Source organism: Pseudomonas putida NBRC 14164, from assembly GCF_000412675.1.
Classification (GTDB): Bacteria; Pseudomonadota; Gammaproteobacteria; order Pseudomonadales; family Pseudomonadaceae; genus Aquipseudomonas; species Aquipseudomonas putida.
This window is the reverse complement of record NC_021505.1, coordinates 1,411,812-1,427,446: the sequence shown is the minus strand read 5'-3', so window position 1 is coordinate 1,427,446 and position 15,635 is coordinate 1,411,812. Positions and strand designations below refer to the sequence as shown.

The window sequence follows — 15,635 nt, the reverse complement described above, 5'->3', positions numbered from 1 at the left end:
TCAGGCCTCTGTGAATGCGTTCATCATTTGTTCGATATCGCTCAGGCCGTCGTCGGAAAGCGACAGACCTTGCTCGTCCAGTGCCTGGGCGAACGCGCGCAGTTCGGGGTGGCTGAAGATCAGCCGCAGGGGCACGTCGAGCCCCAGCTCCACGTTGATCCGTGACACCGCCTGAGCGGCCAGCAGGGAGTGGCCGCCCAGCTCGAAGAAGTTGTCGTTCAGGCCCACCCGGGCAACGTTCAACAGCTGCGCCCAGAGCGCGGCCAGCTGCTGTTGCCGCTCGGTCTGTGGCGCCTCGTAGTCATGCTGCGGCTGGCTTGGGTCGGGCAGCGGCAGCGCCTTGCGGTCGAGCTTGCCGCTGGGGGTCAGTGGCATGCTTGGCAGGGTCACCAGGTAAGACGGGATCATGTAGTCCGGCAGGCTGGCCTTAAGGTACTGCTTCAGTGCCATGCGCAAGTCGCCGCTGTGGCCTTCGGCTGGCACGGCATAGGCACACAGTTGCTTGCCACTGGGCAGGTCGATGGCCAGCACGGTGGCCTCGCGCACGTCCGGGTGCGCCCGCAGGTACTGCTCGATTTCGCCTAGCTCGATGCGAAAGCCTCGTACTTTCACCTGATGGTCGACCCGGCCGCGATAGGCCAGCTGGCCGTTTTCGTCGTAGTAGCCAAGGTCGCCGGTGCGGTACAGGCGGCCACCGCCAACCGGGTCGAACGGGTCGGGGATGAAGCGCTCGGCAGTGAGCGATGGCCGCTGGTGGTAACCGCGTGCCAGGCAGCCTGCACCGCCGATGAACAGCTCACCGGGGACACCCACCGGGGTTGGCGCCAAGCCATCGTCCAGCGCATGCAGGCTGCGGCCCGGCAAGGCGCGGCCGATGGGTACGCCCCCCAGGCTGATCTGCTGCTCGGTCATCTGCGAGCAGTCATAAGTGGTGGCGACCACGGTGGCCTCGGTCGGGCCATAGGTGTTCAGCAGGCGCACGGCTGGTGGGCCATCCGCCAGCCAGGCGCGCAGGGCGTCTTCCGGCACTGCTTCGCCGCCCACGTGAATCTGCTTCAGGCGGCCATAGGCTTCGGGGGCACGGCGCTCCAGCGCCAGCAGGCGCCAGTAGGCGGCCGGCAGGTCGGCCACGGTCACGCCATGGCGGTTGATTTCGTCCAGCAAGGTGGCTGTATCCCACAGCCGCAGGTCGCGCAGCACCACGCAGGCGCCGCAGGCCAGCGGCGGGAAGAACTGCTCGATGAAGCCATCGAAGCTGAAAGTGGCGAACTGCAACACACGGTCGTGCGGGCTCAACCGCGAATAGTCGCCGGCCACCTGGCAGAACACCGACAAGGCATGGTGGTCGATGGCCACGCCCTTGGGCATACCGGTGGAACCGGAGGTGTAGATGACGTATGCCAGGTTCTGTGGCGTAACCAGGTTCGGTAGCGGCTCGGCTGGCCAGGCTTGCAACCACTCGCTGCCAGGCTCCAGCACCAGGCAAGGCAGCTGCTTGGCCAGCTGCAGGCGCTCCCGCGAGGCGGCATCGGCCAGCAGCAAGCCGATTTCGCTGTCCTCGACCATGTAGGCCAGTCGATCCTGCGGGTAGTCTGGGTCCAGCGGCACATACGCGCCTCCGGCCTTGTGAATGGCGATCAGTGCCAAGGCCATGCCCAAGCCACGCTCAACGGCAACGCCGACCAGGCAGTCCGGGCCTACGCCCAGTGCCCGCAGGCGATACGCCAGCTGGTTGCTGCTACGGTCCAGCTCGGCATAGGTCATCTGCTGGTCGTCAAAAATCAGCGCCAAGGCGTCTGGCCGCTCACGCGCCTGGTGTTCAAACAACTGGTGCGCGCACAACCCGCTGGTGGCTTGAGGCACGGGGTTCCAATCGTGGGTCAACTGCTGGCGCTCGGCGATGCCAAGGAAGTCCAGCTCGGCAATGCAACGCTGCGGCTCGGCGCAGATGGCCTCCAGCAATGCCTGCCAGTGCCCGGCCATGCGCTCGATACGCGCCGCGTCGAACAGGTCGGTGGAGTAATTGAATGAAGCCGTCACGCCATCGGAGCGCTCCAGCGTGTTCAGCGAAATGTCGTACTGCGCGCCCGGCTCCAGCAGGTCCACTTCCTTGACGCTCAGGCCGTGCAGGGCATCGCTGGACACCTGCTCGCCCAAGTCGCGCAGGTGGTTGTACAGCACCTGGAAGAACGGGTTCACGCCCTGGTCCCGGTCTGGGTACAGCGCTTCGGCCACCTCCAGGAATGGCACATCCTTGTTGGCCTGGGCTTGCAGCGTGGTTTCCTTGATGGCGGCCAGCAGCTGGGGGAACGGCTGGCTGCCATCCACGCCGATCCGTGCCACCACCACATTGATGAAGAAGCCGATCAGCCCTTCCAGCTCCAGGCGGTTGCGGTTGGTGACCGGTACGCCGATGTTCAGCGTGCCCTTGCGGCTGTAGCGCGAAAGCACGATGGCGTAAGCCGCCAGGAACACATGGAACAGCGTGGCGTTGGATGCCACCGCCAGTGCACGCAGGCGCTCGGTCAGGGCCAGCGGCAAGCGCACGTCGAAGCGGCTGCCCTGGTAGCTTTTGACCTGCGGGCGAATGCGGTCGGCGGGCAGTTCGAGCACTTCGAAGTCGTCTTCAAGGCGCGTCTTCCAGAAGTCGATCTGGGCCTGCATCTGCCCTTCGGCAAGCCATTTGCGCTGCCAGGCGGCGAAGTCGGCATACTGCACCGCCAGCGGTTCGACGGCGTGCACCTGACCAGTGGCAGCAGCGTTGTAGGCAGCGGCGAACTCGCGCACAAGCAGGCTCATCGACCAGCCGTCGGAAACGATGTGGTGCAGGGTCAGCGACAGCAGGTGCTCCTGCGCATCCACCTTGAACAGGCGGGCACGCAGCAGCGGGCCGTGCTCCAGGTCGAACGGGACGAACGCTTGGGCTTCCAGCTTGCGCATCTGCGCCGCGTGGTCCTGGCCGCTGATATCTTCGAAGCCGATCGGCACCGAAGCCGCCGGCTGGATGCGCTGCCAAGGCAGGCCCTCAGCCTCCACGAACACCGTGCGTAGCGATTCGTGACGGGCGACCAGGGCGTCCAGCGCAGCCTGCACCGCTGCACGGTCAAGATTGCCCTGCATGCGCACAGCCATTGGCGTGTTGTAAGCCAGGCTTTCGGGGTTCAGCTTCCAGAACAGCCACTGGCGGTTTTGCGAGCGAGACACTGGCAGCGGCTGCTGCCGGTCAAGGATTTCGATCTCCAGCCCGGCGCCCTGCTCTCCCTCGGCTACCGCTTGAGCGAAGGCTTGCAGGTCGACGGTATCGAACAGGGTACGCAGCGGGAGGTCCACGCCCAATTGCTTGCGCACCCGTGATACGGCCTGGGTGGCCAGCAGCGAATGGCCGCCAAGGGCGAAGAAGTTATCAGTCAGGCCCACCTGCGGCACTTGCAGGACTTCGGCCCAGATTTGTGCCAGCTGCACTTGCAACGGATTCTGCGGTGCCTGGTAAACCACCTGTGTCGCGACCGGCTCTGGCAGCGCCTTGACGTCGACCTTGCCGTTGACAGTGAAAGGCAGGTGCTCCAGCACCATCAGATATGCTGGCACCATGTGTTCGGGCAGCAGGCCTTTGAGGGTGGCGCGGATCGCGTCCTGCCAGGCCACGCTGTCGGCCGGCACCTGGCTGGGCACCAGCCATGCGGCCAGTTGCAGTTGCGGTGCCTGGCCATGCACGCGCACCAGCGCGTTGGCGACACCCTCCAGCGCACGCAGCTGGCTTTCGATTTCGGCCAGCTCCACACGGTAGCCACGGATTTTCACCTGGCCATCCATGCGCCCGGCAAATTGCAGGTCGCTGCCCTGGCGTACCCAGTCGCCGCTGCGGTACAGCCGCTGGCCGTGCCTGCCGCCTGGATCAGGGACGAAGCGCTCGGCCGTGAGCGCCGGGCGATTCAGGTAACCACGGGCCAGCCCGGCGCCACCGATGTACAGCTCGCCCTTGGCCTTGGCCGGCAGCGGTTGCAGGCAACGGTCGAGTACCGCAACGCAGGTATTGGCCAATGGCTGGCCGAGGCGGGCTTGCTCGTCAAGTTCAGCGACCAACACGCCGACAGTGGTCTCGGTCGGGCCGTAGTGGTTGAACACCTTGAGCGCCGGGTTCAAATGGCTAATTTTAGCCAGCAGGCCCGGGCTGATGGCCTCACCGCCCAGCACCAGGCACTGCGCTGGCAGCGCCGAACGGCCAGCCACCAACATCGCCTCCAGGTGCGACGGCACGATCTTCAGCGCGTCTACCTGATGCTCGGCCAGGTAGGCAGCGAAGCCTTCGGCATCCAATACCTGTTCACGCGACAGCATGTGCAGAGTGTGGCCGCCGCACAGGGCACCGAACAACATGGTGTGGCCCAGGTCGGCGGCCGGCGTCGAAACCTGGGCCATGCTGCGGATGCGCTCGACCGGCAGGCGCGCGGCGATGCCATCCACGTAGTTGGCCAGAGCGCCGTGGCTGATCGCCACGCCCTTGGGCTGCCCGGTGGTGCCAGAGGTGTAGATCACATAGGCCAGGTTGGCCGGCTGGGGCGCTGGGCGAACGGTACTGGCGCTACCCGTTTGCGCCCAGTCGATGCGCTGCACGCCATCAGCCAGTTCAGCCTGCCAGTGACTGGGTGCCAGCACCAGGCGCGTGTCGCTGTCGGCCAGCATGTAGGCCAGGCGCTCGGCAGGTTGTTCAGGCTCCAGCGGCAGGTATGCGCCACCGGCCTTGAGCACACCCAGGATGCTGGCGAGCATGCCAACGCTGCGGTCGGCCAGCACGCCGACCAGCGTGTCCGGCCCTACCCCGGCCTGGCTCAAGCGGCCGGCAATAGCTTCGGCACGGGCATCGAGCTCGGTAAAACTGGCTTGCTCGCCCGCGGCCATTACCGCCGTACGTTCGGGGTGACTGCTGGCGGCAGCGGCAAATCGTTGGTGCACCAGCCGGGTTGCCTCGACCGGCTTCAACTCACTCTGGGCAACGGCCAGGCCCGGCAATGCCAGCTCGCCGACAGCACCACCGGTTTCATCGGCCAGCGCTTGCACCAGGGCCAGCCACTGCTCGCCGAGAGCTTCGACAGTAACAGCGTCGAACACATCGGTGGCGTAGGTGAACGCCGCGTGCAATTGCCCGGCGCGCTCGTGTGTGTCCAATGCCAGATCGAAGCGGGCGCTGTGCTTCTTCAGCGTGATCGGCGCCAGGCTCAGGCCGGAGCGGGTTTCAATGGCCTGCACATCCGCCACCTGCGCCTGGTGGTTGAACAACACGCGGAACAGCGGGCTCTCGGTGCTGCGCGGCAGCTCCAGGGCCTCGACCAACTGCTCGAATGGCAAATCCTGGTGGCTTTGGGCGCCCAAAGCGGTCACGCGCACGCACTGCAGCAGGCCAGTGATGTCCAGCAGCGGGTCGATCTCAGTGTGTAGCACTTGGGTATTGATGAAGCAGCCGATCAGGCCCTGGCCTTCTGCACGATTGCGGTTGGCGATAGGCACGCCGACACGGATTGCGGCTTGGCCGCTGTAGCGTTGCAGCAGCAGTTTGAAGGCAGCCAGCAGGACCATGAACAGCGTGACGTTGTGCTTGCGGGCCACACTCCGCAGGCGCTCGGCAACGTCTGCGGCGATGGAGAACTCGTGGCGTGCGCCCCGGTAGCTGGGCCGGCCCTGCCGTGTGCGGTCCAATGGCAGTTCCAGCGGTGAATGGTCATCACCCAAACGGGCTTGCCAGTAAGCCAGCTGGCGCTCCTGCTCTCCGGCTTCCAGCCAGCTGCGCTGCCACAGGGCATAGTCGCGATACTGGATTGGCAGCGGCTCAAGGGTGGCGTCGGCACCCGCCACGGCGGCGTCGTACAGGCGCAGGAACTCGTCGATCAGCACGTTCATCGACCAACCGTCGGCGACGATATGGTGCAGGGTCAGTAGCAACACGTGATCTTGCGGGGCCAGTTGCAGCAGGCGCACACGTAGCAGCGGGCCGCTGGCCAGGTCAAACGGGGCCATCGCCTCGGCTTCGGCGATGGACTCGACAGCGGCCTGGCGGGCACTTTCATCCAGTTCGGCCAGGGCATCCTGGCGCAACTGCAACGGGGCAGCGACCGCATCGACCTGCTGGCGTACGTCATCGCCATCGGCGACGAACCGGGTACGCAGGGTTTCGTGACGGGCGATCAGGGCGTCGAAGGCGTGCTGCAGGGCAGCCAGGTCCAGCGGGCCATGCAAGCGCACAGCCATGGGCAGGTTGTACGCCGCGCCCTGCGGGTCGAGCTGCCAGAGGAACCACATGCGCCGCTGGGCGTACGATAGCTGGTCGCGCTCAGCTACTTCCACACCGGGCGCGATCGGCAGCACGGAAAAGTCCATGCCCTCGCCCTGCAGCGCCTTGAGGAACAGGCGGCGCTTGTCGGGGCTGAGTTCGATGAAGCGGCGGGCGAGCTTGAGGGTTTGATCAGCATTCATGTCGAGCGGTGTCCTGGCAGTCGAGCGGTAACTGTCAGACGAAGGCATGGGGGGCTGATTTAGGGGGAGCTAAAAGAGAGCAACTGCTGTGTACAAAATCCAGAAGCTGGCGTGATCACTGTGGGAGCGGGCATGCCCGCGAAACAGGCGACGCGGTGGATGGCACCGGCTACGCCGGTGTTCGCGGGCACCCCGCTCCCACAGGTTCTGCGCTGGTTTCAGCTACTGCGCAATCGTTGCACATTGATCGTGGCGCATATCAGCGCAGCAGTTCGGAATGCCCCTCAGCCATCGCTACCACCACCTTGCGCTTGCCGGTAAACGGCGACCGCGCATGCGCCGCGAGCATGTTGTCGAGCATCAGCACATCATTCGCCAGCCAAGGGAAGCTGATGGTGCAGTCATCGAGCACCCCGCGTACTTCATCGAGTAGCGAATCTTCGATGGTTGTACCGTCGCCGTAGTACACGTTGCGCGGCAGGTCCTCTTCCTCGACGATGTCCATCAGCGACTCACGCACTTCTGGTTGCAGGTTCGACACATGAAAGAGGTGCGCCTGGTTGAACCACACATTGTCCCCGGTCACGGGGTGGCGCCCCACCACCTGGCAACGCTGGCGGGTGCGCAGCTCGCCGTCGTCCTTCCAGATACACTCGATGGCATGCGCCCGGCAGTAGGCCTCGACCTGGCGCGGGTCTTCGGTGTTGAACACTTGCGACCACTCCACGTCCAGGCCGTTACCGTAGTTGCGCACGTACATCAGCCCTTTCTCTTCCAGACGTTGGCGAATGCGCACCGGCATGCGCCGGTACACCTCGCGGCTGTCGGCAATCGGCGTCTCGCCACCGGTCTCGGCGGGGATCACGCTGTAGAACCAGATCTTCATCGGCCATTCCAGGGTGTAGGCCTGCTCGTTGTGCAGCGGGATGCTCTGGTGCGCGGGGTACTCCGTTGAGGTGTAAACGCCCTTGGTCACGTTGCTGCGTGGCGTGGAGCCAAACTCATAATTGAGCAGCGGGTGCCCGAAAGAGGCGGCAAACTGACGGAAGGCTTCGGCGCCACCGACCTCGAACCCGCGGAACAGGATGCCACCCGCCTGCAGCAGGTGCCGGTCCACCAGCGGCTGCAATTCGGCAAAGGCCTCCAGCAGGTCAATCCCCGGCTCCGGTGCGCGCACCAGCAGCGGCAGGTTGCCGCGCGTGGCGTCCAGGGGTTCGATGGCAAAGCTCAGCAGTTCACTCATGTACGGTCACCTCAAGCCAGGGCCGCTTTGGCGGCGTAATCGGGTTTTGCGCCATGGCGGCGCCTGACTAGATGAACGAGCGGGCCAGCGGGAAATTCACCAGGGCAGCACACGCAGGTAAAGCGCAGCCGCGCCGGTTCGTCTGAACGATGTGACCCTTTAATCGCCCAGGAACCGTACATGACTCGCCAGCTTCTGCTCCTCGCCCTGCTTGCCGCGGCCCCTGCCGCCTGGTCGGCGGAGCAATGCGCCGTGGAAATCCATGGCACCGACCAGATGACCTTCGACAAGGCCGCCATCACCGTACCCAAGGCGTGCACCTCGTTCACCGTCACCCTCACCCACCCCGGTGACATGCCAAAGAACGTGATGGGTCACAACTGGGTGCTGAGCACCCCAGCCGACATGCAAGGCGTGCTGGATGAAGGCCAGAAGGCCGGCGAGGCGCAGGACTATGTGAAACCTGGCGACACCCGGGTCATCGCCCACACCCGCCTGATCGGCGGCGGCGAAAAGGACAGCGTCACCCTCGACACCCGGTCGCTGAAGACCGGTACCGACTACAGCTTCTACTGTTCCTTCCCGTTCCACAGCACCTTGATGAAGGGCACCCTGACCCTTGGCAGCTGACCCCGCCCCCACCTCACCAGCGAGATCACGCTTCATGAAAACCTCCTCTCCCGGGGCCATCCGCGAATTGCTGGGCCTGCTCAAACCCTACCGCCCTGCGGTAATCGTGTCGGTGCTGCTGGGCATGCTCGGCGGCCTCGCCGTGACTGCCCTGCTGGCTACCGTCAACCAAGGCCTGCACGCTGACGGCGGCATGAGCCAGGGTGTGATCCTGGCCTTCGCCGGCCTGTGCGTACTGGCCCTGGTCAGCAGCGTGGCGGCCGATAGCGGCACCAATTACGTCGGCCAGAAAGTGATTGCCCGCCTGCGCAAGGACCTGGGTGCCAAAGTGCTGTCGGCGCCGATCGAACAGATCGAGCGCTACCGCACTCACCGCCTGATCCCGGTGCTGACCCGTGACGTCGATACCATCAGCGATTTCGCCTTCGCCTTCGCCCCATTGGCCATCTCGCTGACCACGGTGACCGGCTGCATGGCCTACCTGGCCTGGCTGTCGTGGCCGATCTTCGTCATCACCCTGGTGGCCATCGGCATCGGCAGTGGTGTGCAGTACATCGCCCGGCAAAAAGGCCTGGCCGGCTTCAACGCCGCTCGCGATGCCGAAGACAACCTGCAGAAGCACTACTCGGCCATCGCCGAAGGCGCCAAGGAGCTGCGCATCGACCGCCGCCGCCGCCATGCCATGCTCACCCGTAATATCCAGGGCACCGCCGACTTCATCGCCAACACCCACATCCGTGCCATCAACATCTTCGTGGTGGCCAAGAGCCTGGGTTCGATGCTGTTCTTCGTGGTCATCGGCCTTACCCTGGCCCTTCAATCGCTATGGCCGAGCAACGACCCGGCAGTGATGAGCGGTTTCGTGCTGGTGCTGCTGTACATGAAAGGCCCACTGGAGACGCTGATCGGCAACCTGCCAATCCTTGGCCGCGCCCAGGTGGCTTTCCGCCGCATTGCCGACCTGGCCGAGCGCTTTTCGTCGCCCGAGCCGCACCTGCTGCTGGAGCCGCCGGTCAAGCGCGAGGCCTTGGCTACCGCGCACCTGGAACTGCACAACGTCGAGTACGCCTACCCGCCTGTGGACGGCAACGAGCCATTTCGCGTGGGGCCGGTGAACCTGAGCATCGAGCCGGGCGAAATCCTGTTCATCGTCGGTGAAAACGGCTGCGGGAAGACCTCGCTGATCAAGCTGCTGCTGGGCCTGTACACCCCGCAGCGTGGCGAAGTGCGCCTGAACGGCAAGGCTGTCGGCCCGGAGGGGCTGGACGACTACCGCCAGCTGTTTACCACTGTGTTCGCCGATTACTACCTGTTCGAAGACCTGCCAGAGCACGAGCACAGCCTGCCCAGCGATGCCACACGCTACCTGGAACGGCTGGAGATCGCCCACAAGGTCAGCGTGCGTGATGGCGCCTTTACCACCACCGACCTGTCGACAGGCCAACGCAAGCGCCTGGCGCTGGTCAATGCCTGGCTGGACGGGCGGCCGGTGCTGGTGTTCGATGAATGGGCGGCGGACCAGGACCCGACCTTCCGCCGGGTGTTCTACACCGAGCTGCTGCCGGACCTGAAGCGGTTGGGCAAGACCATCATCGTGATCTCGCATGACGACCGGTATTTCGATACGGCGGACAAGGTGGTGCACCTTAGCCGTGGGAAGATTGTCGAGGCGTTGGAACCGGCCTGAAAAAATAGTGGGGGCGTTTTGCGCCCCCACTCGCAGAATCAGAACAACCAGCGATACAACGCGTATGCCACCACCACCGCCAGCACCGGCCGCAGCACGCGGTAGGCCTTGGGGTTGGCGCGCTTGAACTGCTTCACGTGGGTGCTGATTTTATTGCTGAACCGCTTGCTCCAGGCATACGCCTGGTTGATGCCGCCCACGCGCTCGTCGTCGGTGTTCTGCGGCGCGGTGGCGCGGCCGAGGAAAGCACTGACCTGGCGGTTGATGCGGGCCATCAGCGGGCTGCTCAGCGGGCGCTCGATGTCACAGAACAGGATCACCCGGGTAACGTCGGTCTCGTTCTTCACCCAGTGCACGTAGGTTTCGTCGAACATCACGTCCTCGCCATCACGCCAGGCGTATTCCTCGCCATCGACGTAGATGCGGCAAGCATCGGAATTCGGCGTGGACAGGCCCAGGTGATAGCGCAGCGAGCCTGCGAACGGATCGCGGTGCGGGTTCAGGTGGCTGCCGCCGGGCAACAGGGCGAACATCGCGCCCTTGACGTTGGGGATGCTGCTGACCAGCTCGACGGTGCGCGGGCACAGGGCTTCGGCCGAAGGCAGCGGTTTGTCGTACCACTTCAGGTAAAAACGCTTCCAGCCTTTCTTGAAGAACGAACCGAAGCCGGCGTCGTTGTCCTTTTCGGCGGCGCGAATGTAGCCTTCATCGAACAGGCGCATGGCCTCTTCGCGGATGTCTTGCCAGTTGTCCTTCAGCACGTCCAGCTCAGGGAAGCGCTGGCGGTCCAGGTAGGGTTTGGACGGCACGCCGGAAAACAGGTACATCAGGGCGTTGTAGGGGGCGAACAGCGCCGAATGGTTGACGAACTGGCGCAAGACCGGCAGGCGAGCCTTGCCGCGCAGGTGCACGAACAGCACGCTGCCGAAGAACACCAGCAGGACACCCGCCTTGGCTGCAAAGGAAAAGGTCATGCTTCACTCCTTGGAAAGGAGACAGGGCTGCGCAGCCTGGCTCCTGAAAATCATCCTGCCATCATAAACCGATCCCGCCGCGGTAAAAACAACCCGGGCGGGATCGCATTCATGAAGATTTTGCAATAAACCACGCCGCCAAACGTTGCGCCGGATCAGCGGCGAGGCCGATTACTGCTGGTTTTCCTGCTCGCTGAACATGTCGCTGAACAGCATGCTCGACAGATAACGCTCACCCGAATCGGGCAAAATTACGACGATGGTCTTACCCTGCATTTCGGGTTTTTCGGCCAGGCGCACCGCGGCGGCCATTGCCGCACCACACGAAATACCACAAAGGATGCCCTCCTCCTGCATCAGGCGAATGGCCATGGCCTTGGACTCTTCATCGGTCACCGTCACCACTTGGTCGACAATCGACAGGTCGAGGTTTTTCGGCACGAAACCGGCGCCAATGCCCTGGATCTTGTGCGGGCTGGGCTTGAGCTCTTCGCCCGCCAGGGTCTGGGTGATCAGCGGCGATGACACGGGCTCGACAGCCACCGACAGGATTGCCTTGCCCTGGGTGTGCTTGATGTAGCGCGACACACCGGTGATGGTGCCGCCGGTGCCCACGCCCGCCACCAGTACGTCGACTGCGCCGTCAGTGTCGTTCCAGATTTCCGGGCCGGTGGTTTTTTCGTGGATGGCCGGGTTGGCCGGGTTCTCGAACTGGCCAGGCAGGAAATACTGGGCCGGGTCGGAGGCGACGATTTCGTTGGCCTTCTCGATGGCGCCCTTCATGCCTTTTGCCGGCTCGGTCAGCACCAGTTCGGCGCCCAATGCCTTCAACACCTTGCGCCGCTCCAGGCTCATGGAGGCTGGCATGGTCAGCATCAGCTTGTAGCCACGGGCGGCGGCAACAAAGGCCAGGCCGATACCGGTGTTGCCCGAGGTAGGCTCGACGATGGTCATGCCCGGCTTGAGCTTGCCGCTGCTCTCTGCGTCCCAGACCATGTTCGCGCCAATGCGGCATTTGACCGAGTAGCCCGGGTTGCGCCCTTCGATCTTGGCCAGGATGGTCACGCCACGCGGGGCGATGCGGTTGATCTGCACCAGCGGTGTGTTGCCGATGGAGTGGGCGTTGTCTGCAAAGATACGGCTCATGGCAGGGGTCCTTGGCATGAAAAACAGCAGGGAAAGACCCCAAGGGTAAGCCCCGACCGGTGGCCCGTAAAGCCTGTTCGAACTCGACCGGGCGCGTTGCGGTCAACCACACATCCCGCCTTGGAGACGCCCTGATGAGAGCCCGTTACCGCTGGCCGCTGATCGGCCTGGGCAGCCTGATCGTGCTGCTGGTAGCCCTGCACCTGGCCCTGCCCTACCTGGTGCGCGATTACCTGAACGACAAACTGGCCGACATGGGCGATTACCGTGGCCAGATCGCCGACGTGGACCTGGCCTGGTGGCGGGGCGCATACCAGATCAACGGGCTGAAGATCGTCAAGACCAGCGGCAAGGTACCGGTACCGTTTCTGGACGCGCCGCTGATCGACCTTTCGGTGAGCTGGCATTCGCTGTGGTCCGACAGAGCGGTGGTGGCCGAAGTGACCTTCGTGCGCCCGGAGCTGAACTTCGTCGACGGTGGCACCAAGCAAGCGTCGCAGACTGGCCGGGGTACCGACTGGCGCCAGCAACTGGAAAAACTGCTGCCCATCACGCTCAACGAAGTGCGCATCGACAATGGCGTGCTGACGTTCCGCAACTTCAACTCCAAGCCACCGGTCGACCTCAAGGCCACCCGGCTGAACGCCAACATCCGCAACCTGACCAATGTTCGAGACCCCAAAGGCCGTCGCGATGCGAGTTTCGAAGGTACTGCCCTGATCGCGGGCGATGCGAAGGTCGAAAGCCGTGCCACGTTCGACCCGTTCAGTGATTTCGATGACTTCGAATTCAGGCTGCGCGCCACCGGCATCGAGCTACGCAAACTGAACGACTTCGCCAGCGCCTATGGCAAATTTGATTTCAATGCCGGTCACGGGGACGTGGTCATCGAGGCGCAGGCGGAAAACGGCCGGCTAAACGGCTACATAAAGCCGCTGCTGCGTGATGTCGATGTGTTCGACTGGCAACAGGACGTCGAGGAAAAGGACAAGGGCTTCTTCCGCTCGGTGTGGGAAGCGGTGGTGGGGGCGACCGAGACGGTGCTGAAAAACCAGCCGAAAAACCAGTTTGCGACCCGGGTGGAGCTCAGTGGCAGCGTGCGCAAGCAGGATATCAGCGCCTTCGAGGCGTTTTTGCAAATCCTGCGCAACGGGTTTATCCAGGCGTTCAATGCCCGATACGAGCGAGGGGCGCCGGATTCCGACTGAGTGGGCGTGACGGGGCATTCAGGGACTGAATACCCGGTCTGCGTTTCCAGCCGCTCAACCCCGCGTTATAGTCGGTAACAAATCGAAAACAGGTGTTGGGCCTTTCGCGGGCACGCCCGCGAAGAGGCCCTGACAGGCATACGGCAGAGGACAGACCCATGAAGTTCGAAGGCACCCGCGACTACGTCGCCACAGACGACCTGAAACTGGCGGTAAACGCGGCCATCACCCTCGAACGCCCGCTGCTGGTCAAGGGCGAGCCCGGCACCGGCAAGACCATGCTTGCCGAGCAGCTGGCGGCCTCGTTCGGCGCGCGGCTGATCACCTGGCACATCAAGTCCACCACCAAGGCCCACCAGGGCCTGTACGAGTACGACGCGGTCAGCCGCCTGCGTGACTCGCAGCTGGGCGTGGACAAGGTGCACGATGTGCGCAATTACCTGAAAAAGGGCAAGCTGTGGGAGGCTTTCGAGGCTGATGAGCGGGTCATCCTGCTGATCGACGAAATCGACAAGGCCGACATCGAGTTCCCCAACGACCTGCTGCAAGAGTTGGACAAGATGGAGTTCTACGTCTACGAAATCGACGAGACCATCAAGGCCAGACAGCGCCCGATCATCATTATTACCTCCAACAACGAAAAAGAGCTGCCGGACGCGTTCCTGCGCCGCTGCTTCTTCCACTACATCGCCTTCCCCGACCGCACCACGCTGCAGCAGATCGTCGACGTGCACTACCCGAACATCAGCCAGTCGCTGGTCAGCGAAGCCCTGGATGTGTTCTTCGACGTGCGCAAGGTGCCGGGCCTGAAGAAAAAACCGTCCACCTCCGAGCTGGTCGACTGGCTCAAGCTGCTGATGGCCGACAACATCGGTGAAGCAGTACTGCGCGAGCGCGATCCGACCAAGGCCATCCCGCCGCTGGCCGGCGCGCTGGTAAAAAACGAGCAAGACGTGCAGTTGCTGGAGCGCCTGGCCTTCATGAGCCGGCGCGGCAACCGCTGACAGGAGCCGGGCCATGCTGCTCAACCTGTTCAATGAAATGCGCGCGGCCAAGGTGCCGGTGTCGGTACGCGAGTTGCTGGACCTGCACCAGGCCCTGCAAAAGCATGTGGTGTTCGCCGACATGGACGAATTCTACTACCTCGCGCGCGCCATCCTGGTGAAGGACGAACGCCATTTCGACAAGTTCGACCGGGCCTTTGCGGCCTACTTCAAAGGCCTGGAAAACCTCGACCGCCACATTGAGGCGCTGATCCCCGAAGACTGGTTGCGCAAGGAGTTCGAGCGTTCGCTCACGGATGAAGAGCGTGCGCAGATCCAGTCCCTGGGTGGCCTGGACAAGCTGATCGAGGAATTCAAGAAACGCCTTGAGGAGCAAAAGGAACGCCATGCCGGCGGTAACAAGTGGATCGGCACCGGCGGCACCAGCCCGTTCGGCTCGGGTGGTTTCAACCCCGAAGGCATCCGCGTGGGCGATGCAGGCAAACGCCAGGGCAAGGCGGTAAAGGTGTGGGACCAGCGCGAGTACAAGAACCTCGACGACCAGGTTGAACTGGGCACGCGCAACATCAAGCTGGCCCTGCGCCGGCTGCGCAAGTTCGCCCGTGAAGGCGCCGCCGAAGAGCTGGATATCGACGGCACCATCGACCATACCGCGCGCGACGCCGGCTTGCTGAACATCCAGATGCGCCCCGAGCGGCGCAATACGGTAAAGCTGCTGTTGCTGTTCGACATCGGCGGCTCGATGGACGCCCACATCAAGGTTTGCGAAGAGCTGTTCTCGGCCTGCAAGACCGAGTTCAAGCACCTGGAGTACTACTACTTCCACAACTGCGTGTACGAGTCGGTGTGGAAGAACAACCTGCGCCGCACCTCGGAGCGCTATTCCACCTTCGACCTGCTGCACAAGTATGGCGACGACTACAAAGTGGTGTTCGTCGGCGATGCGGCCATGGCGCCCTACGAAATCACCCAGCCGGGCGGCAGCGTGGAGCACTGGAACGAAGAGGCCGGGTATGTGTGGCTGCAGCGCTTCATGGAAAAATTCAAGAAGATCATCTGGATCAATCCGTACCCCAAGCAGGCCTGGGACTACACCGCATCGACCCATCTGGTGCGGGACCTGATCGAGGACAAGATGTACCCGCTGACCTTGCAGGGGCTGGAAGAAGGGATGCGCTACCTGTCCAAGTGATGTTGCCGGTGCCGGCCTTTTCGCGGGCTCGCCCGCTCCCACAGGTGCACCACAGACCCTGAGGTTTGTGGAATACCTGTGGG

9 protein-coding genes are annotated in these 15,635 nt (G+C 63.7%); 5 read left to right on the top strand and 4 right to left on the bottom strand.

What is annotated here, in order from left to right; all coding sequences use genetic code 11:
• Window positions 1-6,468, bottom strand: a complete 6,468-nt coding sequence (locus tag PP4_RS06330; RefSeq protein ID WP_016498397.1) for a non-ribosomal peptide synthetase — start codon at window positions 6,466-6,468, stop codon at window positions 1-3.
• Window positions 6,469-6,727: 259 nt separating this feature from the next.
• The gene (locus tag PP4_RS06325; RefSeq protein ID WP_016498396.1) at window positions 6,728-7,711 is read right to left on the bottom strand and encodes a TauD/TfdA family dioxygenase; all 984 of its coding nucleotides are present in this window, start codon (window positions 7,709-7,711) and stop codon (window positions 6,728-6,730) included.
• Between the two features lie 180 nt (window positions 7,712-7,891).
• On the opposite strand from PP4_RS06325, the gene azu reads away from it, so the two are divergent.
• Window positions 7,892-8,341 carry an azurin gene (gene azu, locus PP4_RS06320; RefSeq protein WP_016498395.1) on the top strand — a complete coding sequence of 150 codons (450 nt, stop codon included), beginning with the start codon at window positions 7,892-7,894 and terminating at the stop codon, window positions 8,339-8,341.
• A 34-nt stretch (window positions 8,342-8,375) separates the two neighbouring features.
• Window positions 8,376-10,028, top strand: coding sequence for a cyclic peptide export ABC transporter (locus PP4_RS06315; RefSeq protein WP_016498394.1), 1,653 nt, complete (start codon window positions 8,376-8,378; stop codon window positions 10,026-10,028).
• A 38-nt stretch (window positions 10,029-10,066) separates the two neighbouring features.
• On the opposite strand, the gene PP4_RS06310 is transcribed toward PP4_RS06315, so the two are convergent.
• Complete coding sequence (locus tag PP4_RS06310) at window positions 10,067-11,002, bottom strand: aspartyl/asparaginyl beta-hydroxylase domain-containing protein (RefSeq protein WP_016498393.1); 936 nt, start codon at window positions 11,000-11,002, stop codon at window positions 10,067-10,069.
• A 171-nt stretch (window positions 11,003-11,173) separates the two neighbouring features.
• Complete coding sequence (cysK, locus tag PP4_RS06305) at window positions 11,174-12,148, bottom strand: cysteine synthase A (protein WP_016498392.1); 975 nt, start codon at window positions 12,146-12,148, stop codon at window positions 11,174-11,176.
• A gap of 134 nt (window positions 12,149-12,282) precedes the next feature.
• Between cysK and PP4_RS06300 the strand changes: the two genes are divergently transcribed.
• The 3 genes from PP4_RS06300 (at window position 12,283) to PP4_RS06290 (ending at window position 15,552) form a co-directional block, all read left to right on the top strand.
• A complete protein-coding gene (locus tag PP4_RS06300) occupies window positions 12,283-13,356 on the top strand; it encodes a DUF748 domain-containing protein (protein ID WP_016498391.1) in 1,074 nt (357 codons plus the stop codon).
• A gap of 158 nt (window positions 13,357-13,514) precedes the next feature.
• Window positions 13,515-14,360 carry an AAA family ATPase gene (locus PP4_RS06295; RefSeq protein ID WP_016488585.1) on the top strand — a complete coding sequence of 282 codons (846 nt, stop codon included), beginning with the start codon at window positions 13,515-13,517 and terminating at the stop codon, window positions 14,358-14,360.
• A gap of 13 nt (window positions 14,361-14,373) precedes the next feature.
• Window positions 14,374-15,552: a vWA domain-containing protein gene (locus PP4_RS06290; RefSeq protein WP_016498390.1), complete on the top strand. Its 1,179-nt coding sequence runs from the start codon at window positions 14,374-14,376 to the stop codon at window positions 15,550-15,552.
• Window positions 15,553-15,635: the final 83 nt, after the last annotated feature.

Bases quoted from the DNA above. Each gene is read 5' to 3' on its own strand.
- PP4_RS06330 (WP_016498397.1), bottom strand. From the start codon at position 6,468: ATGAATGCTGATCAAACCCTCAAGCTCGCCCGCCGCTTCATCGAACTC.
- PP4_RS06325 (WP_016498396.1), bottom strand. From the start codon at position 7,711: ATGAGTGAACTGCTGAGCTTTGCCATCGAACCCCTGGACGCCACGCGC.
- azu (WP_016498395.1), top strand. From the start codon at position 7,892: ATGACTCGCCAGCTTCTGCTCCTCGCCCTGCTTGCCGCGGCCCCTGCC.
- PP4_RS06315 (WP_016498394.1), top strand. From the start codon at position 8,376: ATGAAAACCTCCTCTCCCGGGGCCATCCGCGAATTGCTGGGCCTGCTC.
- PP4_RS06310 (WP_016498393.1), bottom strand. From the start codon at position 11,002: ATGACCTTTTCCTTTGCAGCCAAGGCGGGTGTCCTGCTGGTGTTCTTC.
- cysK (WP_016498392.1), bottom strand. From the start codon at position 12,148: ATGAGCCGTATCTTTGCAGACAACGCCCACTCCATCGGCAACACACCG.
- PP4_RS06300 (WP_016498391.1), top strand. From the start codon at position 12,283: ATGAGAGCCCGTTACCGCTGGCCGCTGATCGGCCTGGGCAGCCTGATC.
- PP4_RS06295 (WP_016488585.1), top strand. From the start codon at position 13,515: ATGAAGTTCGAAGGCACCCGCGACTACGTCGCCACAGACGACCTGAAA.
- PP4_RS06290 (WP_016498390.1), top strand. From the start codon at position 14,374: ATGCTGCTCAACCTGTTCAATGAAATGCGCGCGGCCAAGGTGCCGGTG.